Here is a 22,004-nt window from a genome sequence, read left to right on the forward strand (position 1 = left end):
CTAGCGGAAAGGCACATCTCCGTCATGACGGAATACACGGTCCGAGACGCCTTCTACGACTACTGCCGTCGGGCGGGCATGACGACCATCTTCGGCAACCCGGGCTCGACCGAGCTGAAGATGTTCACCGACTGGCCCGAAGACTTCGAGTACGTCCTGGCCCTCCAGGAGACGGTCGCGGTCGCGGCCGCCGCCGGGCACGCCCTCGGCACCGGCCGGGCGGCGCTCGCCAGCCTGCACTCCGCGGGCGGCGTGGGCCACTCGCTCGGAGCGGTCTTCAACGCCTACCGGGACCGCGTGCCCGTCGTGATCATCGCGGGCCAGCAGGGACGGGCGATGCTGCCGTACCGCCCGTTCCTCGGCGCCGACGAGCCCGCCGAGTTCCCGCGCCCGTACGTCAAGTCCAGCATCCAGCCCGCGCGCGCCGAGGACGTCCCGGTCGCGCTGGCCGAGGCGCACCGGATCGCGATGACGCACCCGCGCGGCCCGGTCTTCCTCTCCATCCCGGAGGACGACTGGGACAAGCCGGCCGAGCCGGTCGAGGCGCGCGAGGTCCACGGTGACTTCACCGCGTCGCCCGAGGCCCTCGGCAACCTCGCCGAGGCGCTGAACACCGCCCGCAACCCGGTGCTGGTCGTCGGGTCCGGCGTGGACGACGAGCGGGCCATGCCCGAGGTCGTCGAGCTGGCCGAGCGGACCCGCTCGCACGTGTGGATCGCGCCGCTGTCGGGCCGGTCCGGGTTCGACGAGACGCACCCGCTGTTCCGCGGCTTCCTGCCGCCGGTCCGCGAGCACATCGTCGGGCGGCTCGCCGAGCACGACCTGATCGTGGTCCTCGGCGCGCAGGTGTTCGCCTACCACGTGCACGGCGAGGGTCCGTTCGTCCCGGCGGACGCGCGGCTGTTCCACCTGGACTGCGATCCCAAGCAGACCGCGTGGGCGCCGACCGGGACGAGCCTGCTCACCACGGTGAAGCCCGCGGTGACGGCCCTGCTCGGGCTGATCGACGACGAGGCCGCCGACCGGCTCGGCCGCACCGCGCCGGAGCCGCGGGCCCTGCCCGCGACGCCGGTCGCGACCGACCCGATGGACGTCGGCCTCGTCCTCGACCGGCTCCGGGCGGCGCTGCCCGAGGGCACCGTGATCGTGGAGGAGGTGCCGAGCTACCGGGACGCGTTCCACGCGCGCGTCCCGATCAACCGGTCCGGCGGCTTCCTCACCACCGGCAGCGGCGCCCTCGGCTGGGGCCTCCCGGTCGCGGTCGGCCGGGCGCTGCAGGCCGCGCAGTCGGGGTCGGGCGAGCGCATCACCCTGGTCATCGGCGACGGCTCGATGATGTACTCGATCCAGGCCCTGTGGACGGCGGCGCAGCACAACGTGCCGCTGACGATCGTCATCCTGAACAACAGCGGGTACGGCGCGGTCAAGGCGCTCGGGCGGCGGCTCGGCATGCAGAACCCGCCGGGCTCCGACATCCCCGAGCTGGACATCGCCACGGTCGCGGCCGGCCTCGGCGTCCCGGGCCGGCGGCTCTCCTCGCCGGACGAGCTCGACAAGGCCCTGGAGGAGTCCCTGACCGCCGACGGGCCGCACCTGCTCGACGTCACGGTGGCCTCGGACAACACCCCGATGTACCAGCCCTGGGCCCAGTGACACGCACCGGGGCCGCCCGTCCCGCGGGCGGCCCCGGTCCTCACCCAACGACTCCGAGAAGAGGACGCTCGTGCTCGAGATAGCCGACCTCACTCATTCCTATGCCGACGGGCACACGGCGATCGACGGCCTCGATCTGACCGTCGAGGACGGCTCGCTGGTCAGCCTCGTCGGCCCGTCCGGCTGCGGCAAGTCCACGCTGCTGCGCTGCATCGCCGGGCTGATCCAGCCGTCCGGCGGCACGGTCACCCTCAACGGCGCGCCCGTCCACGGCGTCCCGGACGACCTCGCCGTGGTGTTCCAGGACTACAGCCGCTCGCTGTTCCCCTGGATGACCGTCCGCGACAACGTGGCGTTGCCGCTGAAGCGCAAGGGCCTGTCCCGGTCCGAGCGCCGCGAGGCCGCGGAGACCGCCCTCGCCGAGGTCGGCCTGGAGAACGCGGGCCGCAAGTACCACTGGCAGCTGTCCGGCGGCATGCAGCAGCGCGTCGCGATCGCGCGGGCCCTGGCGTACAAGCCGTCCCTGCTGCTGATGGACGAGCCGTTCGGCGCGGTCGACGCCCAGACCCGCGAGGACCTGGAGGACCTGGTCCTCGCCCTGCACCGCTCGCAGAAGATGACCATCCTCCTGGTCACCCACGACATCGACGAGAGCGTCTACGTCGGCGACCGCGTCGTGGTCCTCGGCAAGTCCCCGGCGCGCGTCCGGGCCGACCTCCCCGTCGGCCTGCCCGCCGAGCGCGACCAGATCGAGACCCGCGCGGACCCCGAGTTCATCCGCCTGCGCGCCGAGGTCGGACGCTTCGTCCGCGGCGCCGCCACCGCGACCGCCGCCGACGCCGACGCCGGGAAGACCGCCGAGGCCGACGCGACGCCGGAGGTTGAGGAGACCAAGGTCGAGGCGACCGCCGAGGCCGAGGAGACCAAGACCGACGCGAAGGCCGAGGCCGAGGGCACGCGGACCCGCAGGCGCGGACGCGCGAAGGCCAAGGCCGAGAAGGCCACCGCCGAGACCGAAGCCAAGCCCGAGGCGGAGGCCGGCGCCGACGGCGCAGAGGCCGAGGCCGACGAGACGAAGAACGACGTCAAGGCCGAAGCCGAAGACGTGAAGGCCACCGCGAACGACGCCGAGGCCGACGCCAAGTCGGAGGCCGAGGAGACCAAGACCGACGCGAAGGCCGAGGCCGAGGAGACCAAGGACGTCGCCAAGGCCGAGGGCACGCGGACCCGCAGGCGGGGACGCGCGAAGGCCAAGGTCGAGAAGGCCACCGCCGAAGCCGAGGCCAAGCCCGAGGCGGAGGCGGAGGCCGACAGCGCGAAGGCCGAGGCGGACGAGACGAAGAACGACGTCAAGGCCGAAGCCGAAGACGTGAAGGCCAAGGCGAAGGAAGCCGTGGCCGACGCGAAGTCGGAGGCTGAGGAAACCAAGGTCGAGGCGACCGCCGAGGCCGAAGAAACCAAGACCGACGCGAAGGCCGAGGCCGAGGAAGCCAAGACCGAGGGCACACGGAGCCGCAGGCGCGGACGCGCAAAGGCCAAGGCCGACAGCGCGAAGGTCGAAGCCAACGAGACCAAGGCCGACGCCAAGGCCGAAGCCGAAGACGTGAAGGCCAAGGCGAAGGAAGCCGTGGCCGACGCGAAGTCGGAGGCTGAGGAGACCAAGACCGACGCGAAGGCCGAGGTCGAGGAAGCCAAGGACGTCGCCAAGGCCGAGGGCACACGGAGCCGCTGGCGCGGTCGCGCGAAGGCGAAGGCCGAGAAGGCCGCCGCCGAGATGGCGAAGGCCGACGTCGACGCCGAAGCCGCGAAGGACGAGGCCGGGAGCGCGAAGGCCGACGAAGCCACCGCCGACAAGGCCGAGGACGACAAGGGCGAGGCCGCTGACAAGGCCGAGGACGCGGCGGCCGACGCCAAGTCCAAGGTCGAGGTCACGGACGCGGACGAGCAGAAGGCCGACGCGGAAGCCAAGACCGGCACGGACGAAAAGGCGGACGAGTCCGACGCGTCCGGCAAGGACTCCGAGGAGACCTCCGAGGATGCGGGCGAGCTCGCGAAGGAGGACTCCAAGGAGGACGCGGAGAAGGCCGAGAAGGCCGAGACGCCGGAGAAGGCCGCCGGGGAGCCCGTGAAGGAGGCCGCGGCGACGGCCCGCAGGCCGCGGGGGAAGAGCGCCGCCACGCAGACGGCCACGCGCTCGCGGCGACGGTCGTCCAAGTAGGGCGCGGACAGTGCACGTCCTGGTGGCGGGGGCGGGCGTCGGCGGGCTGACCGCGGCGCTCGCCCTGCACGCCAACGGCATCACGGCGACCCTGGTCGAGGCGGTCGTGCCGCGTCCGCTGGGCGTCGGCATCAACCTGCTGCCGCACGCGGTGCGGGAGCTGACCGAGCTCGGGCTCGGCGACGACCTCGCCGACCTGGGCATCCCGACGTCGCAGATGGTGCACCACGACCGGCACGGCGGGCTGATCTGGGCCGAGCCGCGCGGCACGGCGCTCGGCTACCGCTGGCCGCAGTACTCGATCCACCGGGGCGAGCTGCAGATGGCGCTGCTGGACGCCGTCCTGGAGCGGCTCGGCGAGGATCGCGTCCGCACCGGGACCGCGCTGGTCGGGTTCGAGCAGGTCGGCGACGTCGTGCGCGCGACGCTGCGGGACCGCGCGTCCGGCGCGGAGGAGACCGTCGAGGCCGATGTGCTGGTCGGCGCGGACGGCCTGCACTCGACCGTCCGCAGGACGCTGTACCCGGACGAGGGCGCGCCGATCTGGAACGGGATCCGGATGTGGCGCGGCGTCACGCCGGGCGGGCCGTTCCTGGACGGCCGGACGATGCTGGTCGCGGGCTGCAACGCCACGGCCAAGCTCGTGGTGTACCCGATCTCGGCGCGGCACGAGCGCGCGCACGGGAACGCCCTGCTCAACTGGGTCGCCGAGGTGAGGGCGCCGGGCGAGACGGCCGGGAAGGCCGACTGGAACCGCGCCGGGAGGCTGTCCGACCTGCTCCCGCACTTCGCCGACTGGACGTGGGACTGGCTGGACGTCCCCGCGATGCTCCAGGGCACGGCCGAGATCCTCGAGTACCCGATGGTGGACCGGGACCCGCTGCCGCGCTGGACGCACGGACGCGTCACGATGCTCGGCGACGCCGCCCACCCGATGTACCCGATCGGTTCCAACGGCGGCTCCCAGGCCGTCCTGGACGCGCGGTCGCTGGCCTACGAGCTGGCCCGCGCGGGCGACCCGGACGAGGGGCTGGCGCAGTACGAGGCGGCCCGCAGGGAGACGGTCAACTCGATCGTGCTGGCGTGCCGGGACATGCCCGCCGACCGCGTCCTGCACACCGTGGAGCAGCGGGCGCCGCACGGCTTCCACAGCATCGAGGACGTCCTGTCCCCGCACGAGCTGGAGTCCATCACGGCCGCGTACCGGCAGACATCCTTCCTGGACGTCGCGGCACTGAACGACCGTCCCTCGTACACCCTGGCCCGAATCGCAGCCCCCAACTCGGCACCGCCGGAACCCGAATCAGGACTGGCGGCTGGATCGGCATCGCCGGATGCTGGATCGGCGTCGGCGGACGCTGGATCGGCGTCGGCGGGGGCCGGGACCGGGCCGGCGGCCCCAGAAAAGAGCTGACCGCAACCGGCGAGTTCTCTGCCCGAAACCCCCGCGCGCCCTACGCCGCAGCGGGGGTTCGTCGTTACCGACAGCCTTTCGAGGCGCGTCTTCCCGACCTCGTCGCAGAAGGCGCAGCGGACGGCTTGGCCCGCATCGAGGACGTCCTGACCGCCGAGGAGCGCGTGGCCTGGAGAACGGTCACCGGACCACGCGCACCGGCGACGGCGACTCCCCCGGGCCTGCCGGAACGGCGCGATCAGCGCTGTCCTGCCTCGTTCACGATCTTGCATTCGACCACCGCGTCGCTGAGCAGCAGGGTCCCCTTCCTTACCAGGCTGCCGCCGCTGCGGTAGTCGGCGACGGCGTCCTCGACGATCCCCAGGTACCGGTAGGTCACCGGATCGATGATCAGGGTGTTCCGGTCGCCGCCCTGGGTGGTGAAGCTGAAGCCGACGCCGCGGCGTCCGGCGAAGTCGGTGATCCCGGGCCGGACCACGACACCCGGAATCCGCGGCAGGACCTGGTAGAGGGCCTTCTGAAGTCCGGGGGGCAGCGGGTACCGGAGCATCTCCCGGACGGCTTCGAAGCCGGTCGGGCCACTCCCGCCGATGATCGAGAACGACCCGTTCCCGGGGATGGTGCGCTTCACCGGACGGAGCTTTTGTTTGGTGGTGAGGCGCCGGAGGAGGGCGTCGGGGTCGGTGGGGAACTTCTCGTATTCCGCAATCCGGTTGGTCAGTTCCGTGGGCATGACCAGAGGCACCCCGCCCTTCGCCTTCGAGTCAATGACGCGAACGCTCAGCTTTCCGTTCCGGTCGAGGCTGGCCTGCCCCTGGCCGTCCACGCGCCGCCACATCTCGCTGGTCTCCGACGTGGCGGGGTCGACGCCCTTGTACCAGGTGTTCATGTCGAAACCGGCCGCCTGGAAGGTACGCGTGTACACCCACTGGTGCATGCCCGGTGTCCGGTACGTCCCCGCCTGGACGCCGGAGTGCCCGCCGCCGGTGTCCCGAACGACGGCGATGCCCGCGCCGATCCCGACGGTCAGCAGCACCGCGGCGGCGATCGGCAGGACGGCCCGCCGCTCCTTCCGCGTGCGCGGCACACGCGGTGCGCCCAACGGCATCGCGTCGTCGTCGGCGAGGGTGAGCAGGTTGGCGCGGATGCCGTCCCGGACGGACTCGTCCATCGGCGGCATGTCCCCGCGCAGCCCACGCAGCACGTCAAGCTCCCGCGAAGCCTCAGGGTCGTGCAGAGCGTGGACGTCATTCATCGGCCGCCCACCTCCAACCGCACCGCTGCCGCTCACCGAGCGCCTACCTCCAGCCGCGTCGCTGCCGCTCACCTTCCGTCCACCTCCAGTCGCATCGCTGCCGCTCACCGGCCGTCCACCCCCAGTCGCGTCGTTGTCGTTCATCGGGCGTCCTCCTCCAGTGCGGCGCGCACCTTGCGGCGGGCCCTGAACAGCCGCGACCGGACGGTCCCGAGCGGCACCTCCAGCGCGGACGCCACCTCCTCGTAGGTCAGGTCGCCCCACGCGACCAGCAGCAGGACGTCCCGGTCGCCCGGGTTCAGCTTCGCGACGGCCCCCGCGAGCCGCCGCTCCGCCTGCGCCGCGACGCGTTCGACCACGGCCTCGTCCTCGGGCGCGGGCAGCGGGTCCACGCCGGTGCGCCGCAGCGCCCGCAGGTACCGCTCCTCGGACCTGCGGTGACGCGCGATGAGCCGGCTGGCGATCCCGTACAGCCAGGGGCGCGCGTTCGTGTACTCGCGGTCGTAGGCGGCGCGGCGGCGGAACGCGGTGTAGAACACCTCCGCCGTGAGGTCCTCGGCCGCCTGGACGCCGAGCCGCCGCGCCGCGTAGTCGTGGATCCGCGCGCCGTGCCGGTCGAACAGCACCGCGAACCACTCGGGCTCGTCCAGCGAGCGTCCGATCAGCGCGGCGTCGTCGAGGTCCTCGGCGTGCGCGGAGGCCGTCGCCGGGACGGGTCTGGGGGCGGGCGTCATGAGCGTGTCCCGTGGATCATGACGTCCCTCTCGGGTCGTTGTCGAGGTTCGCACACCCGTTGTCGCCCGCACCCCCCGATCAGGTTCACGGACACCGCACCCCCAGCGACGGTCAGCGCACACACTCGGCCAGAGCCGTCAGCGCGCGGACCATCCGCGCGGCGCGGTCAGTGCGGGGCGTGCAGCGCGGGACAGTCGGCGCGGGGGTCAGCGCGCGGGGCGTGCAGCGCGGAACGGTCAGCGCGCGGACGGTCAGCGCCAGCGGTCAGCGCCAGCGGTCAGCGCCAGCGGTCAGCGCCGGGCGGTCGGCGCGCGGGGGGGGCAGTGGTCAGTGCGGGGGTGGGAGGGGGTTGACGGCGTTGGCCGGGCCGCATCCGCCCTCACCGGGCATGCGCTGGATTCTGGACGGGACGAACACGGACGTCTTTCCTGGCGCGACGCGCACGAGGACGCAGTCGAGCGCGGTGTTCGTGTAGAGCGGCGCAGCGGTCAGCGAGACGCCCACCGTGTCGCCGACGGTCAGGTAGTCGGCCGTGATCCTGGGGTCGAGGCGCATCCCGGCGACGGCGGCGCGGATCTTCGCCTCGTCCGCCCGGCCACCCTTCGGGACGGCCGGGACGGCCTTGCGCAGCCGGGCCTCGGAGGGCAGCGCGGCCCCCTTCGGCCACGGGCCGAACTTGAGCGGCGCGCCGGCCGGGCACTCGACCTGCGGCGGAGCCCCCTGGTCGTCCGTGCGGTGGTCGAAGCCGATCTCGAAGCACCGCTTCACCACGATGTCCTGGTTGTCGAACGTCGATGACCGCCCCTCGACCCGGACGATGATCTGCACGCCGCCGCGGTCGCGCGTGGACGTCCCGGTCACCTTCATGACCTCGGCGTTGTTCAGTTCGGACGCGCGGCGGCCGAGGTCCTCGGCGCGCTCGAGCGAGGTCGAGGTGCGCAGGACGAACGCCATCCTGCCCGCCCTGTCACGGGCCACCGAGGCGGCCTTGTCCTCGGCGGACGGCATGAGCCCGCACCCCGAGGCGAGCACGGGCGCGAACAGGAGGAGGCCCGCGAGGGGCGTGAATCGACGCACACGCCCATGATCGGTCCCCGTGACGCCGCCGCACATCCGCTCAAGTACTCAGATCGGCCGAGTTCGCCCCGCACGCCCGACCGCCGCCAGAATGACCGTCATGATCGCGTTCGATGCCAAGGCCGACCTGCTGCTCTACCTCCAGGACGCCCGGGACGCCCTGGTCTGGAAGCTGGACGGCCTGCCGGAGTACGACGTCCGGCGTCCGCTGACCCCGACCGGGACGAACCTGCTCGGCCTGGTCAAGCACCTGACGGGCGCGGAGGCGGCCTACTTCGGCACGACCTTCGGACGGCCGGTCGAGGGCCCCGCCCTCTGGTTCGCCGGTGACGCCGAGCCGAACGCCGACCTCTGGGCGACCGCCGACGAGTCGCGGGAGGAGATCCTCGACGGCTACCGCGCGGTGTGGCGGCACTCGGACGCGACGATCGCCGACCTGGACCTGGACGCGGTCGGACGCGTCCCCTGGGGGACCCGGCCGGAGCAGACGCTGCACCGCGTCCTCGTCCACGTGATCGGCGAGACGCACCGGCACGTCGGGCACGCCGACATCGTCCGCGAGCTGGTGGACGGCTCGACCGGCCAGCGCGCGGACGGCGCCAACATGGCCGAGGGCGACGCCGCCTGGTGGGCCCGCCACCGCGAGAAACTGGAACGCGTCGCCAGGGAGGCGTCCGGCGGCGGCCGTTGACCGCTTCGCGCGAGCCGTCAATCGGTTCGCCGCGAGCCGTCAATTGGTTCGCCGGTGCCCGTCAATCGGCTCGCGGGGCCGTTGACCGGCTCGCGGGAGCCGTTGACCAGCTCGCGGGAGCGGGTGACCGGCTCGCGGGGGTCGGTGACCGGCTCGTGGGGTTCGTTGATCGATTCGCCGGGCGGGTTAATCGGTTCGCCGGGGGCGCGCCGTTCGCCAGACTGTGCGCATGACGAAACCAGACACCAAGACCCACCTGCGCCAGTACCTCGACTTCGGGCGCGAGGCCATGCTCTGGAAGCTGGAAGGGCTGTCCGAGTACGACGTCCGGCGTCCCATGACACCGACAGGGACCAATCTCCTGGGCCTGGTGAAGCACCTGGCCGGGGTCGAGTCGGTCTACTTCGGCGAGACCTTCGGGCGTGCCTTCCCCGAGCACCTGCCGTGGATGGACGACACCGCCGAGAAGAACGCCGACATGTGGGCCACCCCGGACGAGTCGCGCGCCGACATCCTCGCCCTGTACGAGCGGGTCCGCGCGTTCTCGGACGCCACGATCGCCGAACTCCCCCTGGACGCCCCGGGCCGGGTCGCCTGGTGGCCGGACGAGCGCGCGGACGTCACGCTCGACCAGATCATCGTCCACGTCGCCGTCGAGACGCACCGCCACGCCGGGCACGCCGACATCGTCCGCGAACTCATCGACAACACCGTCGGGATGCGCCTCGGCCGGGAGAACATGCCCGAGAGCGACGCGAAGTGGTGGGACGAGTACCGGAACACCCTGGAACAGGCCGCCAGAACCGCCGCCTCGTAGCCGCCTCAGCGGCGCTTGTGGCCGCCTCGGCGGTGCTTCGCGCTCGTCAAGCAGACCTGGGCGGTCACCTTCCAGGAGACCGTCGTGAACGCGCCTTGTGGACGCCTCGGCGGTGTTCGGGTCTCGGTCTTGCGGCCGTCTCCCGGTCCGGGGTCAGGCGGCCAGGACGACGGTGGTGGAGACGATCTCGCGGATGGTCTCGCCGCCGCCGTCTCCGCTGGTGAAGTGCATGTGCGCGCTGCCGATGAGCATCAGCGCGAGCATCTCGGCGCTCGCGCCCGGGGCGATCCGCCCGGCGGCGCGTTCCGCCTCCAGGTAGGCGGTGATCATGTCCGCGCCGTGGGTCAGCACCGGGAGCCCGGGGTGTCCGGCGGCGCGCAGCCGGGCGCGCAGGCCGTCCCGCGAGGTGACGAGCGCGACCATCGCGACGACCACCGGGCTGAACAGGTCGGTGAGCGCGCCGGTGAGGATGTCGATCACCTCGCCCGTCCCGGCCGCCGCGACCAGGTCGCCGCGCTGAGCCTCGACGCGGCGCACCCGGTCCTCGACGAGTCCCGCGAGGAAGTCGTCGAAGTCGGTGAAGTGCCGGTGCAGGACGCCCTTGGCGACCCCGGCCTCCGTGGTGACGGCGCGGCTGGTCAGGGCGCTCGGGCCGTCCCGCAGCAGGACGCGCTCGGCGGCCTCGAACAGCTGCTCGCGCGGATCGCGGAGGGCCACCCCGGTAGGCATGCTTCGTCGTCCTCCTTGTCGAGTGGGCATGTGCCCACTAATGTGGGCGCATGCCCACTCTACCCTCCGGAAGCCCCCGTCCCCTCGAAGGAGGCGAGGCGCACGAGGCCCGCGACATGGCCGAGTCGTTCGGCTCGGCCGCCGCGCGCTACGACCGCGCCCGCCCCTCCTACCCGCAGGCCCTGATCGACCGGATCGTCGCCGCCGCGCCCGGACGCGACGTCCTCGACGTGGGCTGCGGCACCGGCATCGCGTCCCGCCAGTTCCAGGCGGCGGGCTGCGCGGTGCTCGGCGTGGACGTGGACGCGCGCATGGCCGACCTCGCCCGCTCGCGCGGCCTGGACGTCGAGGTCGCCAGGTTCGAGGAGTGGGACGCGTCGGGCCGGACGTTCGACGCCGTCGTGTCCGCGACGACCTGGCACTGGCTGGAGCCGGACACCGCAGCGGCGAAGGCCGCCGAGGTCCTGCGCCGCGGCGGCGTGCTCGCCGCGTTCTGGCACATCTTCGACCCCGAGCCGGAGGCCGCCGAGGCGTTCGCGGCCGTCTACGCGCGCGTCGTCCCCGAACTGGCGGCCTTCACCCGTCCGCAGGCCGCCGCGAGCGGGCACGCGTCCATCGTGGACAAGGCGTCCGACGGCATCCGAGCGACGTCCGCCTTCGCCGAGCCCGAGACGTGGGAGTACGCCTGGGAGCTCCGCTACACGCGCGACGAGTGGCTCGACCACATCCCGACCACCGGCATCGCCCCGCGCATCCCCGCGCCGAAGATGCAGGACCTCCTGGACGGTCTCGGAGACGCCGTCGACGCCCTGGGCGGCTCCTTCACCATGCACTTCACCACCCACGCCCTGGTCGCCGTCCGCACATGACCTAAGGCGACCCCCCGCGACCGCCCAGCCCCCGCGCTCAGGCGGGTGCGGGGTGGCGTTCGGTGGCGGTGATGAAGTCGCTGAGGGACGCGCGGGTGCGGGAGAGCGTGTCGATGCGGTCGTCCAGGCCGTCCAGCCGGGCGCGGAGCATGTCGATGAGTTCGGCGCACGGCTCCACCTCCACGTCCGGGCCGGTGGCGCAGGGCAGGATGTACCCGATGTCCTGCGTGGAGAGCCCGGCCGCGAGCAGCCGCCGGATCTGCGTCACGACCAGGACGGTCCCGGGGCCGTACTCGCGGTAGCCGTTCGGCCCGCGCTCCGGCTTCAGCAGGCCCTGCGTCTCGTAGTAGCGCAGCTGGTGCGAGTTCACCCCGGTCTTCCGGCTCAGCTCACCGATCCGCACGGTTCGTCCCCCTTGACCTTCATACCGGTGTGAACGTTCAGGATTCTGCCACGGGCAACGAGCCACGAGCGAAGGACGGAATCATGAACAACCACGACAAGGCACCGGTCACCGTCATCGGCCTGGGGCTGATGGGGCAGGCGCTGGCCTCGGCGTTCCTGCGCGCCGGGCATCCGACGACCGTCTGGAACCGGACGGCGTCGAAGGCCGACGGACTCGTCGCGCAAGGGGCCACGCAGGCCGCTTCGGCGGCCGAGGCCGTGGCGGCGAGTCCGCTGGTGGTCGTGTGCGTCACGGACTACACGGCCGTCCGCGGCCTGCTCGAAGACACGCCGGACGACTGGGAGGGACGCGTCCTGGTGAACCTCACGTCCGGGACGGTGGACGCGGCGCGCGACATGGCGGCCTGGGCGGAGAGCCGGGGCGCCGCCTACCTCGACGGAGCGATCATGGCCGCGCCGGACGCCGTCGGCGGGGACGCCTGGATCGTCCACAGCGGCCCCCGCTCCGCCTACGACGCGCACGAGCCGACGCTGCTGAGCCTCGGATCCGGGGCGCGGCACCTCGGCGACGACCACACCCTCACCCCGCTCCACGAGATGGCCGCGCTGAGCCTGATGTGGAACATGCTGAACGGCTTCCTGCACGGATCCGCGCTGCTCAGGGCCGCGGGCGTGGACGCCACCGCCTTCGCCCCGATCGCCGTCAAGGGCGTCGAGACCGTCGCGGCCTGGCTCACCGGCTACGCGCGGCAGGTGGACGACGGCGAGTACCCCGTCCTGGACTCCACGCTCGACGGGCACGTCGCCGCGATGCACCACCTCGTCGAGGCCAGCGAGTCCCTCGGTGTCAGCGCCGAGCTGCCGAACCTCATCAAGGCCATCGCCGGACGCGCCGTCGCCAAGGGACACGGCGACGAGGGCTACGCCGTCCTCGTCGAACAGTTCGCCAAGCCCTGAACCTCGGGCTCAGGCAGGCTGCTGCGGCGGCAGTAGCGCGTCCCAGGTCAGGCCGTTCCAGGGGCGCGGCTACCGCCGTCGCCTCAGGGCGGGTTCGGTCCGCTGGAGGATGAGCCGCCGCGGACGGCCCGCCTAGCGTCCTGAGCATGAGGAATCCACGTTGGTTCACAGGCGGTGTCGCCGCACTGGTCGCGACCGCCGCGTCGCTGCCGGGCATCGCGTCCGCCGCGCCGTCGGCCGCGTCACTGCCGGGCGTCGCGTCGGCCGCGCCGTCGGCCGCGTCACTGCCGGGCGTCGCGTCGGCCGCGCCGTCCGTTGTGGCCGCGCCCGAGTGGAGCGCATGTCCCGAGCCCGGCGCTGCGGCGCAGTGCGCGGACATCAAGGTCCCGGTGTCGTGGGCTGATCCGCACGGACGGCCTGTCTCGCTGCGCATGTCCCGTCTCCCCGCGCTCGATCCGCAGCACCGGCTCGGGACGCTGCTGTTCGTCCTGGGAGGGCCCGGCGAGCCGTCCGCAGAGTTGACCGCCCAACAGGGACGGGCGCTGATCCCCGCCGAGCTCCAGAAGCGGTTCGACATCGTCGGCGTGGACCCGCGCGGCATCGGTGCGAGCACAGCCGTGAAGTGCACCGGCCCCGCCCTGCCGTCCACGGTGCCGGTCTTCCCGAACTCCCCCGCGCAGTTCGCGTCGCTGCAGCGGCAGAGCGCGGCCTACGGAACGTCCTGCGTCGAGAACTCAGCGCCCGGCCTGGTCGCCAACGTCGACACCGTCAGCGTGGCCCGCGACATGGACGTCGTCCGCACGGCCCTCGGGGAGAAGAAGCTCAACTTCCTGGCGCTCTCCTACGGGACGCTCATCACGCAGACCTACGCCCGCCTGTACCCGGACCGCGTCCGCACGATGGCACTGGACGGCGCCGTGGACCACACCATCACGCCGCGCGACCTCCTCTACCAGGAGGCGTCCTCGACGTCGCGCGTGTTCAGCCGGTTCGCCGCGTGGTGCTCGGCGTCGGCCTCCTGCACGCTGCACGGTCAAGACGTCCTCAAGCTCTGGGACGACCTGCTCGCCCGCGCCGCCCGCACGCCGATCCCCGCCCCGAACGCCACCGTCGGCGAACGCACGGCGAACGACGCGGTGATCCGGATGGCCCTGCCGAACCTGCTGGTCACCGGCCCGGCGTCCACGCTGATTCCGTCGTCCTGGCCGACCTTGGGCGAGGGCATCGCGCGCGCACGAGCCGGGGACGCGTCGCTCCTCTCCGACAACTCCATGGCCGGAACACCCCAGGACGCCTTCACCGCGATCAGCTGCCAGGACCTCCCGCCCCAGCTCAACGGCTACGCCGACATCGCCGCCCGGCTGAAGCGGGCCCGCGCGCTCTCCCCGCACACCGGCGGCGCGTCCGGGGCGTGGCTCGTGACGGCCGCGTGCGCGTCCTGGCCGCTCCACGCGTCCAACCCGTGGGCCCCGCAGAAGATCACCGGCGTCCCGCCGACGCTGGTCGTCAGCACCCGGTACGACCCGTCCACCCCGCTTGTCTGGGCCCGGGGCCTGCACCGCCAGATCCCCGGCAGCCGCCTGCTCGTCGCGAACGTCACCGGCCACCTCGGCTTCACCAACTCCGCCTGCGCCCGCGCCGAGGAGACGAAATACCTCATCACCGGCAAACTCCCGACCATCCCGACCTGCGGCGTCTAGCCCCGAGGGGCGGCCACCACCGGCCGCCCCCGCTTCGGTCACGCCCTCCGCCGGATACGGGGTCGGCTCATCCCAGGAGCTGATCGCCTATACGCCCGAGGAGGGATGAGCGGGGCGGGGCGGGCTCTGTAGCGTCCGTCGCATGAGGAGATCACGTCTGGTGACACTCGCCGTCGCGGGGCTGACCGCGGCCTCCGCGACGGCCCTCTCGCTCTCGGAACCGGTGCTCGCCGCGCCGTCCGCCGCGCCCGTCTGGGGCCCGTGCCCTGACGCCGGGCCAGGGCCCAACCCGCCGCAGTGCGCGGACATCAGGGTTCCGCTGTCCTGGGCCGATCCGCGCGGACGGACGATCACGCTGCGCCTGTCCCGCCTACCCGCGCTCGACCAGGAGCACCGCCTCGGAAGCCTGCTGGTCAACTTCGGCGGCCCCGGCGGCCCCGGCGCCGAGCTGATCGCCGAAGCCGGACGCGCGATCATGCCGTCCCCGCTCCAGAACCGGTTCGACATCATCGGCTTCGACCCGCGCGGCGTCGGCGCGAGCACCGCCGTGAAGTGCGACGAGCCCGGCCTGTCCGCCAAGGTCCCCGCCTTCCCGAACTCATCCGCCCAGTTCGCCTCGGTGCGTCGGCAGAGCAGGACCTATGGGACGTCCTGCATCAAGAACTCCGCGCCCGGCCTGATCGCCAACGTCGACACCGTCAGCGCGGCTCGCGACATGGACGCGATCCGTACCGCGCTCAACGAGAAGAAGGTCAGCTACCTGGGACTTTCCTACGGTACGTACCTGGGCTCGACCTACGCCCGCCTGTTCCCGCAACGCATCAGCACGATGGTGCTGGACGGCGCGATGGACCACGCCGTCAGCCCACGTGACTTCCTCTACGACGAGGCGTCGGCGCTGTCCGACGTGTTCGGACGGTTCGCCGCGTGGTGTTCGGCGTCCACGTCGTGCGCGCTGCACGGGCAGGACGTCGTCAAGGTCTGGGACGACCTGGTCGCCCGCGCCGCCCGCACGCCGATCCCCGCCCCGAAAGCCACGGGCGGCGCGACGACGGTGGACGACCAGGCGATCCAGCTGGTCCTGCCGAATCTCCTGCTGATCAGCTCGTCCACCGTGATCCCCTCGACCTGGCCGCTGCTGGGCGACGGCATCGCGCGCGCACGAGCGGGCGACGCGTCCGTCCTCGCGGACAACTCCGCCATCGGTCAGACGCAGGACTCCTACGCGGCCATCGGCTGCCAGAGCTTCCCGCCGCAGCTACGCGGCTACGCCGACGCCGCGTCCCGCCTCGCGCACGCCCGCGCGATCGCCCCGCACACCGGCGGCGCGTCCGAGGCGTGGATGTTGACCGACCTGTGCGCGTCCTGGCCCGTCCCGGCGTCCGACCCGTGGGCCCCGCAGCGGATCACCGGCACGCCGCCGATCCTGATCACCAGCACCCGGTACGACCCGTCCACCCCGCTGGTCTGGGCGGAGGGCCTGCACCGCGAGATCCCCGGCAGCCACCTGCTCGTCGCCGACATCGCGGGCCACACCACGTTCCTCAACTCCGCCTGCGCCCGCACCGAGCAGACGAACTACCTCATCACGGGCGTCCTTCCCACCACCTCCACCTGCGGCGCGTAGCCCCCCGAGGGCGGCCGGTGCGGTGGCCGCCCTCAGGGCTCAGCCGCTGACCAAGGACGACATCCGCCGCATGAACCACTCGCCGCGCTCCACCCAGGGCGTGTTCGACGGGCTGCGGCACCTGACCGAGAACATCCACCGCGTCCCGGCGTTCGTCATCCCCGCCATCGAAGGACGCACCGACCGCGCCTCCGCGGCAGTCCAGTCCGGCACATGGGGCTCCATCCTGCCCGCGGCGTGGAGCTTCATGCTCGCCGCCCGCGCCCGCGGCCTCGGCACCACATGGACCAACGCCCAAGGACCACTGGAACGCGAACTCGCCGCCACACTGGGCGTCCCCTACAAGGACGTCATGCTCGCCGCGTTCATCCCCCTCGCCTACACGATCGGCACCGACTTCAAGCCCGCGCCCCGTGTCCCCCGCGACCAGGTCCTCCGCTGGGACCGCTGGTGAACGACCCCGTCCTCAGGTCTCGTAGCGGACGGCGAGCGCGGCGGCGCGGTCGCGCAGGGCGGTGCGCAGCCACTGCGGCGTCAGGGCCTCCGCGCCCGCGCCGAGCTGCCACAGCGCCCATTCGGCGTGCCTTTGATCCTGGAAGGTGACCTCCAGCCGCAGCCAGCCGTCCGCGTCGGGTTCCTCGGCGAGGACGGCCAGCGCGGTGCCCACCAGCTCCTCCCGCCGCGTCGGGTTCAGCCGCAACAACACGCTGACCTGGTCGTCCCCGGCCCGGAAGCGCGTGCTGCGCTCCTGCCACGCCTGGCCCAGATCGACCTGGTCGGGTCGCTCGGCGGGTTCGTCGAGTTCCTCGGCGGCCAGGATCCGGGACAGCCGGTAGGTGCGGTCCGCGCCCGACCGCGTGGCCAGCAGGTAGCCCTGGTCGCGGACGGTGACCAGGCCGATCGGGTCGACCGTGCGCCATTCCGGGCCCTGGTCCCAGGGCGCGTAGTGGACGCGCAGCTTGTTCCCGGCGAGCACCGCGCGCCGGACCTCGGCCATCACGGCGTCCGACACCTCCTCGGCGACCTGCCGCCGCGAGAGGAGGTCGGCCTCGGGGTCGATGAGCAGCCGCTGGGCCGCGTCGGACGCGATGTCCCGATGGCTTCCCGGCAGCGCGTCGACCACCTTGAGCATCGCCGACGCGAGCGCCGAGCCGAGGCCGAACGCCTGCGCGCCCCGCCGTGACCCGGCGATCAGCAGGGCGAGCGCCTCGTCATGGTTCAGGCCGGTGAGCTCGGTCTGGAACCCGGGCAGCAACGAGAACCCGCCGTGCCGTCCACGTTCGGCGTAGACCGGGACCCCGGCCGCCGACAGCGCCTCGATGTCCCGCAGGACGGTACGGGTGGACACCTCCAACTCGCGGGCCAGCGTCTCCGCCGTCAACCGACCGTGCCGACGCAGCAACAGCACCAGCGAAACCAGCCGGTCAGCGCGCATACGAAAACGCTATCCGAATACATGACACAGGATGTCGTGATTCCCCGGGAGGCTTGTCCACGTCGCCGGCGATGGCGGCCACCGAACCGAACGGAGCTGAAATGACAATGGCGCGAACGGCGATCAACCCGTGGCCGTGGTCGGTCGAGATGGGCTACAACCAGGGCGAACTCGTCTCCGGCGAGACCCGGACCCTCCACTGCGCCGGGCAGACCGCGATGAGCGCCGACGGCAAGCCCCAGCACGCCGACGACATGGCGGCGCAGCTGGCGCTGAGCCTCGACAACCTGGAGGCCGTACTCGCCGAGGCCGGAATGTCCCTGGCGAACCTCGTCCGGCTCAACGTCTACACCACCGACGTCGACCGCCTCTTCGAGCACTACGGCGTCCTCGCGTCCCGCCTGGGCGCCGCCGGAGTCGCCCCGTCCACCACGATGCTCGGCGTCACCCGCCTGGCCATCCCCACCCTCATGATCGAACTAGAAGCCACCGCCGTCGCCTGACCCCCTGCCGCCTTCGGCCCCACCGGAGGCGGCGCTGCTTTTGCCGCGTTCACCTCTCGTGACAACGGTGGGTGACTGCTTGCTCGCTGTCCGGTCGGCGAAGACAATGATCAGGTGGACTTCGACGGGGTGAACGTTGCAGAAGCGTGGGCCGAGGCCGCCCGTGCCGTGCCTCGGGAGAGGTTCGTTCCGGCGGTTGCTCTGCTCGGGGTGCTGCCCGGCAGTCCCACGTCGTGGATCGATCGCGATCTCGACCCCGAAGGCTGGTGGCGCGCGGTGCGCTCCAACGCCGCCATCGCCGTCCAGCTCGATGACGGCGTGCTCGACATCGAGGACAAGCCCGCTGCCCCGTTCGCCGTGGCGACGAGTTCGTGCTCGGCTCCGAGCCTCGTCTTCTCCATGCTCGACCTGCTGTCCGCCGACAAGGGCGACGTCGTCCTCGAAATCGGCACCGGCACGGGCTGGACGGCGGGTCTGCTCGCCGCGCGGCTCGGTCCGGACAACGTCGTCAGCGTCGAGATCGACCCGGCCGTCGCGGCGCGGGCCCGTTCGAACCTGCGGAGCGTCGGACTCGCGCCGTCCGTCATCGTCGGTGACGGCGCGCTCGGACACCCCGAGCGCGCCCCCTACGATCGCGTCCACGTGACGTGCGGGGTCACGCGCATCCCGTATGAGTGGGTCAGGCAGTCGAAGCCCGGCGGCGTGATCGTGCTGCCGTGGATGCCCGGGTGGCAGACGGGTCACGTCGCGCGGCTGACCGTCGTCGATGGTGTCGCGACCGGACGCTTCCACGGGCCGTCCGGATTCATGCTGATGCGTGCCCAGCGTCCACCCGAGGTCCCGATCACCGGCGAGCCCCGCGAATCGGTGAGCACGCTCGATCCGCACGACTTCGCGTCCGCCCCGGAGGGCCTGGCCCTGACCATCGCGGGCCTCCTCCCGGACGTCCGGGGCCGCGCCGCCGCCCACTCGGACGGCACCCTGCACGTCGCAGTCCGGCACGGCGACTCGCACGCACTGGCGGTCTTCCCGCCCGACGCGCCCGAGGCGGACGTGACGCAACGCGGCCCACGCGACCTCTGGGACGAACTGGAGGATGCCGTCCACCGATGGAACGCCTGGAACCGTCCCGGCCCTGACCGGTTCGGCCTCACCGTCACCCCGGACGGCCAGTACGTATGGCTCGACTCCCCCGACACCCCCGTCAGGACGTGACCACGGGCAAGCACGGAAACGCTCTGCTCCATGTGCGACGGCACGAGCAAGCAGACCCGCAACGTCGGCAGCGAGACAGAGGAACGCCTCGCTCAGACAGCCGGAGGACCGGCAAGTCTGCCCAAGCGCAGCCCACCAGGGTCGACACATGGCAGCATCCACGGCTTGGGCTTCCGGTCATGAGCGGTAGGTCCAGGCTGAGGCTCCACCCAGCAGCCTGGACCCACCCAGTGCCACATGGGCACCAATGTCTCCAGCTCGCCCGATCCACGGTCAAGCACACAGAGACTCTTGCCATGATCGCGTTGGACTGCCGCAACCACCTCCCGGATTAGACAGCAACAGTCCCCACTCCCCGAATTTCAACAACACGGTTCATCAAAGTTGAACAATAATCACCAGGACGAACCTTCGGGGACAGAAACACGTCCTCCGGTAGAGGATCCTCCACCTCTCCAAGATGACAATGCCACCCTTGAGCAATACGCCCGAAGACATGGCATGATGTTCGAACGCAACTCCGGTCGCGAACTCCACCTTCGCGATCTTGAAATGTCAACAAGGCTCGCCCGATCCACAAAGAAAGCAAGCCCAAGGAGACAACCCGATGGAGCCACGAAGCCCTTCGAGCGCCAGCACCTCCTCCCCTCACCACGGCCCCCATCGACCGCCCTCCATGGGTGGAGCCGGCACCGTCACGAGCTCGATGGCCACTATGTGCAGTTTTCTGATGAACCAGGGATACTCTGGCACATACGCCCTGCTCTTCACCTTGTCCCTTGGGATCGGCGGCGCACTCATCGCTCATACCATCGGACGCCATCCGAACGACAGCGGCAGCGGCGGCACCAACACACCCCGCTGGGCATGACAAGAGTCAACCCCCGGGAAAGTAGCCGAAGCCACCCCAGCCAGAAACTCGGGCTGGCCAAAGCTCAACTCCGCCAAGTCCGAGTGGATCAGGAGCAACTCTCCGGCGATCAAGCTCGAACCCTCGAGGAGCTTTACGAGGCGAAAGCACTCCTCACGGTTCGCCTGTGCGAATCCTTCCAGCGTCGCGTCAGCAGAGGTGAGCAGCCTTCAAACATTGCCTCTCGCGCCTTGATCAGCACCGAGGAGCTATGGCTAATGCTCTCCGGATCCTACGAGGTCCCCGACAACGGATGGTTGTCACGCACATCGGTCAGCCTGCTCGCCCTGGATCCGGATCGCAATATCAGGGACCTGCGAAAGCTGCTCGATAATCTCCAAGAAGCCAGCGTTAGATACGAGAACATTCAACGGGCAAAGCACATCATGGAGCGGCGAGCAACCGAAGCAGAGGATGCCGTCAAAGCCGCCACAGTAGAAGTAGCGGAAATGGAGATGATCAACACTCAAGAAGGCCCGAAGGCAAGCGATACTCGAGCAAGCTCAACTATCATACCTGACGTTGTTGGGCATGAGCGAAAGCCAGATCCCCTCACGGCACAAAACTCGAAAGAACTGATCTATCTTCTGCGAAACTATTACGACTGGTCGGGGCGGCCAAGTTTTCGCGATATGAAGAACAGAGTTCCCGATGGCCCCTCGTACAGCACATACCGCAATGTACTCCGCAGTAATTCATTGCCAAAACGCCTCAAGACACTGGACGCATTCATTCGAGCCCTTGGCGGCAATTCGCAAGATGTCCAAGATTGGGCAACTGCATGGCGCTCTTTCGTGCCTCCCGCCTAGAAATCTACCAAGCCGAACAAGGCCAGATGACAGCAAACCCAAGAATGATGCCCCTGAGGCGAAACAATCCCACATTCAGTACTTACGTTTCGCACGGAAAATCTGGACTGTGGGTTTGCAGGCGCGGACGTCAGGGGTGTCGGCGTCGTGGGCGTCCTGGGCCCACTGAGGATCCGTCCACACCTGCCGCTGGAGTTCGGTGATCCTTCATAGGCGAGCTGGAGGACGCTGAGGTTCATCTCGTCGCGGGCGAGGAGACGTCTATTACCGCTGTAGAGGTGCAGAACGGGCGAACGTGTCGAAGGTCCCCTCGCGCAGGTGCGTGATCAGGTCCCCCTCCCAGCAGAGTTGGAAAGTGCCGCGTGGGGGCGCGCTCCGGATGGAGCACGAGAACCCGTGGTAGGAGTACTCGTCGGCGTCCATGAGCAATTGGTCGACCACTTCGACCGGCTCGGCCAGGAAGTCACTCAACTCAGCCACGAGGCGAGCGATCATCCCGAGCCGGGGAGCGTCCTCACTGGCCGCGCTCACCGGGAATCCACATGAGCACTCATGCGGACGGACGCCCCTTGACCGCGGTGGTGAGCGCGCCACTCGACGGTGGGGACGGCCAGTCGCGACCCGTCGAGATCCTTGGAGTCACGGACGCCGACGCACCGGCCACCCGCCGGTGACCTCCACACAGTCGGAGTGGTCCGCTTAGCTGTGGGTGCTCTCACGCCCAGGTGACGGTCTGCTCACTCAACAGCGAAAGCGCCCATTGCTCGTCGGTCAGATCGAGCCGCCTCGTCACCGCCAGGGTGGCCGCGAGGTCTCGCGAGCTGGGTCATCATGACGGGGCGCGCCACGGGCGGTACGCCGCGGACGAGCAACGCATGGTCGTGGCTGACCACATGTTGCCCGGGCGCTTGACCCCTATGGGGGCTCGGGCTTGAAGTGAAGGCGACGACGCCGCCGAGGCGTCCTCGACCCCCGAAGGGGAGGG

21 protein-coding genes are annotated in these 22,004 nt (G+C 71.0%); 13 read left to right on the forward strand and 8 right to left on the reverse strand.

The annotated features are described in order from the left end of the window. The first annotated feature begins 24 nt into the window (after positions 1-24). The 3 genes from mdlC (at position 25) to P696_RS46560 (ending at position 5,285) form a co-directional block, all read left to right on the forward strand. On the forward strand, positions 25-1,653 hold the full coding sequence (gene mdlC, locus P696_RS46550) for a benzoylformate decarboxylase (protein ID WP_034485696.1): 1,629 nt from the start codon (positions 25-27) through the stop codon (positions 1,651-1,653). 70 nt (positions 1,654-1,723) lie between these two features. Then, a complete protein-coding gene (locus tag P696_RS59350) occupies positions 1,724-3,871 on the forward strand; it encodes an ABC transporter ATP-binding protein (RefSeq protein ID WP_211245796.1) in 2,148 nt (715 codons plus the stop codon). Between the two features lie 10 nt (positions 3,872-3,881). Continuing rightward, on the forward strand, positions 3,882-5,285 hold the full coding sequence (locus P696_RS46560) for a flavin-dependent oxidoreductase (protein WP_064744061.1): 1,404 nt from the start codon (positions 3,882-3,884) through the stop codon (positions 5,283-5,285). A gap of 238 nt (positions 5,286-5,523) precedes the next feature. Here the strand turns inward: P696_RS46560 and P696_RS52635 are convergent, their stop codons facing one another. The 3 genes from P696_RS52635 to P696_RS0118690 form a co-directional block, all read right to left on the reverse strand. Further along, entirely contained in the window at positions 5,524-6,540 is a 1,017-nt protein-coding gene (locus P696_RS52635; protein ID WP_026413512.1) for a CU044_5270 family protein, read from the reverse strand. 140 nt (positions 6,541-6,680) lie between these two features. Further along, positions 6,681-7,274 carry an RNA polymerase sigma factor gene (locus P696_RS46570; RefSeq protein ID WP_051467863.1) on the reverse strand — a complete coding sequence of 198 codons (594 nt, stop codon included), beginning with the start codon at positions 7,272-7,274 and terminating at the stop codon, positions 6,681-6,683. A gap of 328 nt (positions 7,275-7,602) precedes the next feature. Beyond that, positions 7,603-8,352, reverse strand: coding sequence for a hypothetical protein (locus P696_RS0118690; RefSeq protein WP_026413513.1), 750 nt, complete (start codon positions 8,350-8,352; stop codon positions 7,603-7,605). Between the two features lie 100 nt (positions 8,353-8,452). Between P696_RS0118690 and P696_RS0118695 the strand changes: the two genes are divergently transcribed. Both P696_RS0118695 and P696_RS0118700 read left to right on the forward strand, forming a co-directional pair. Then, a complete protein-coding gene (locus P696_RS0118695) occupies positions 8,453-9,043 on the forward strand; it encodes a DinB family protein (protein WP_026413514.1) in 591 nt (196 codons plus the stop codon). 229 nt (positions 9,044-9,272) lie between these two features. Further along, positions 9,273-9,860, forward strand: coding sequence for a DinB family protein (locus P696_RS0118700; RefSeq protein WP_026413515.1), 588 nt, complete (start codon positions 9,273-9,275; stop codon positions 9,858-9,860). 153 nt (positions 9,861-10,013) lie between these two features. Here P696_RS0118700 and P696_RS0118705 read toward each other — a convergent pair whose 3' ends face one another. Continuing rightward, a complete protein-coding gene (locus tag P696_RS0118705; protein WP_084337756.1) occupies positions 10,014-10,589 on the reverse strand; it encodes a TetR/AcrR family transcriptional regulator in 576 nt (191 codons plus the stop codon). Between the two features lie 50 nt (positions 10,590-10,639). Here P696_RS0118705 and P696_RS0118710 point away from each other — a divergent pair, with 50 nt between their 5' ends. After that, complete coding sequence (locus P696_RS0118710; protein WP_026413517.1) at positions 10,640-11,458, forward strand: class I SAM-dependent methyltransferase; 819 nt, start codon at positions 10,640-10,642, stop codon at positions 11,456-11,458. A 37-nt stretch (positions 11,459-11,495) separates the two neighbouring features. Here P696_RS0118710 and P696_RS0118715 read toward each other — a convergent pair whose 3' ends face one another. Next, positions 11,496-11,861, reverse strand: coding sequence for a MerR family transcriptional regulator (locus P696_RS0118715; protein ID WP_026413518.1), 366 nt, complete (start codon positions 11,859-11,861; stop codon positions 11,496-11,498). A gap of 83 nt (positions 11,862-11,944) precedes the next feature. On the opposite strand from P696_RS0118715, the gene P696_RS0118720 reads away from it, so the two are divergent. From P696_RS0118720 to P696_RS46585, 4 genes are all read left to right on the forward strand, one after another. Further along, positions 11,945-12,820: an NAD(P)-dependent oxidoreductase gene (locus P696_RS0118720; protein WP_026413519.1), complete on the forward strand. Its 876-nt coding sequence runs from the start codon at positions 11,945-11,947 to the stop codon at positions 12,818-12,820. Positions 12,821-12,966: 146 nt separating this feature from the next. Further along, a complete protein-coding gene (locus P696_RS46575; protein ID WP_051467864.1) occupies positions 12,967-14,520 on the forward strand; it encodes an alpha/beta hydrolase in 1,554 nt (517 codons plus the stop codon). A gap of 142 nt (positions 14,521-14,662) precedes the next feature. Further along, positions 14,663-16,147 (forward strand): alpha/beta hydrolase, encoded by a 1,485-nt coding sequence (locus P696_RS46580; protein ID WP_064744062.1) that lies wholly within the window; start codon positions 14,663-14,665, stop codon positions 16,145-16,147. Between the two features lie 22 nt (positions 16,148-16,169). Continuing rightward, positions 16,170-16,601 (forward strand): nitroreductase family protein, encoded by a 432-nt coding sequence (locus tag P696_RS46585; RefSeq protein WP_245627718.1) that lies wholly within the window; start codon positions 16,170-16,172, stop codon positions 16,599-16,601. Positions 16,602-16,613: 12 nt separating this feature from the next. Here the strand turns inward: P696_RS46585 and P696_RS0118740 are convergent, their stop codons facing one another. Further along, on the reverse strand, positions 16,614-17,582 hold the full coding sequence (locus tag P696_RS0118740; protein WP_026413520.1) for a helix-turn-helix transcriptional regulator: 969 nt from the start codon (positions 17,580-17,582) through the stop codon (positions 16,614-16,616). Between the two features lie 107 nt (positions 17,583-17,689). On the opposite strand from P696_RS0118740, the gene P696_RS0118745 reads away from it, so the two are divergent. From P696_RS0118745 to P696_RS56040, 3 genes are all read left to right on the forward strand, one after another. Next, complete coding sequence (locus P696_RS0118745; protein ID WP_026413521.1) at positions 17,690-18,085, forward strand: RidA family protein; 396 nt, start codon at positions 17,690-17,692, stop codon at positions 18,083-18,085. 114 nt (positions 18,086-18,199) lie between these two features. Continuing rightward, complete coding sequence (locus P696_RS0118750; RefSeq protein WP_034485698.1) at positions 18,200-19,300, forward strand: methyltransferase domain-containing protein; 1,101 nt, start codon at positions 18,200-18,202, stop codon at positions 19,298-19,300. An 867-nt stretch (positions 19,301-20,167) separates the two neighbouring features. Continuing rightward, complete coding sequence (locus tag P696_RS56040) at positions 20,168-21,019, forward strand: hypothetical protein (protein WP_157429793.1); 852 nt, start codon at positions 20,168-20,170, stop codon at positions 21,017-21,019. Positions 21,020-21,283: 264 nt separating this feature from the next. Here P696_RS56040 and P696_RS0118755 read toward each other — a convergent pair whose 3' ends face one another. Next, complete coding sequence (locus P696_RS0118755; RefSeq protein WP_157429794.1) at positions 21,284-21,499, reverse strand: hypothetical protein; 216 nt, start codon at positions 21,497-21,499, stop codon at positions 21,284-21,286. 47 nt (positions 21,500-21,546) lie between these two features. Next, positions 21,547-21,738, reverse strand: coding sequence for a DUF397 domain-containing protein (locus P696_RS59505; RefSeq protein WP_483756977.1), 192 nt, complete (start codon positions 21,736-21,738; stop codon positions 21,547-21,549). Between the last annotated feature and the right edge of the window lie 266 nt (positions 21,739-22,004).

The organism is Actinomadura oligospora ATCC 43269, assembly GCF_000518265.1.
Classification (GTDB): Bacteria; Actinomycetota; Actinomycetes; order Streptosporangiales; family Streptosporangiaceae; genus Spirillospora; species Spirillospora oligospora.

Excerpts from the sequence above, each read along its gene's own strand:
- mdlC (WP_034485696.1), top strand. The coding sequence starts at position 25 with ATGACGGAATACACGGTCCGAGACGCCTTCTACGACTACTGCCGTCGG.
- P696_RS52635 (WP_026413512.1), bottom strand. The coding sequence starts at position 6,540 with ATGAATGACGTCCACGCTCTGCACGACCCTGAGGCTTCGCGGGAGCTT.
- P696_RS46570 (WP_051467863.1), bottom strand. The coding sequence starts at position 7,274 with ATGACGCCCGCCCCCAGACCCGTCCCGGCGACGGCCTCCGCGCACGCC.
- P696_RS0118695 (WP_026413514.1), top strand. The coding sequence starts at position 8,453 with ATGATCGCGTTCGATGCCAAGGCCGACCTGCTGCTCTACCTCCAGGAC.
- P696_RS0118700 (WP_026413515.1), top strand. The coding sequence starts at position 9,273 with ATGACGAAACCAGACACCAAGACCCACCTGCGCCAGTACCTCGACTTC.
- P696_RS0118705 (WP_084337756.1), bottom strand. The coding sequence starts at position 10,589 with ATGCCTACCGGGGTGGCCCTCCGCGATCCGCGCGAGCAGCTGTTCGAG.
- P696_RS0118710 (WP_026413517.1), top strand. The coding sequence starts at position 10,640 with ATGCCCACTCTACCCTCCGGAAGCCCCCGTCCCCTCGAAGGAGGCGAG.
- P696_RS0118720 (WP_026413519.1), top strand. The coding sequence starts at position 11,945 with ATGAACAACCACGACAAGGCACCGGTCACCGTCATCGGCCTGGGGCTG.
- P696_RS46575 (WP_051467864.1), top strand. The coding sequence starts at position 12,967 with ATGAGGAATCCACGTTGGTTCACAGGCGGTGTCGCCGCACTGGTCGCG.
- P696_RS46580 (WP_064744062.1), top strand. The coding sequence starts at position 14,663 with ATGAGGAGATCACGTCTGGTGACACTCGCCGTCGCGGGGCTGACCGCG.
- P696_RS0118740 (WP_026413520.1), bottom strand. The coding sequence starts at position 17,582 with ATGCGCGCTGACCGGCTGGTTTCGCTGGTGCTGTTGCTGCGTCGGCAC.
- P696_RS0118745 (WP_026413521.1), top strand. The coding sequence starts at position 17,690 with ATGGCGCGAACGGCGATCAACCCGTGGCCGTGGTCGGTCGAGATGGGC.
- P696_RS56040 (WP_157429793.1), top strand. The coding sequence starts at position 20,168 with ATGACAAGAGTCAACCCCCGGGAAAGTAGCCGAAGCCACCCCAGCCAG.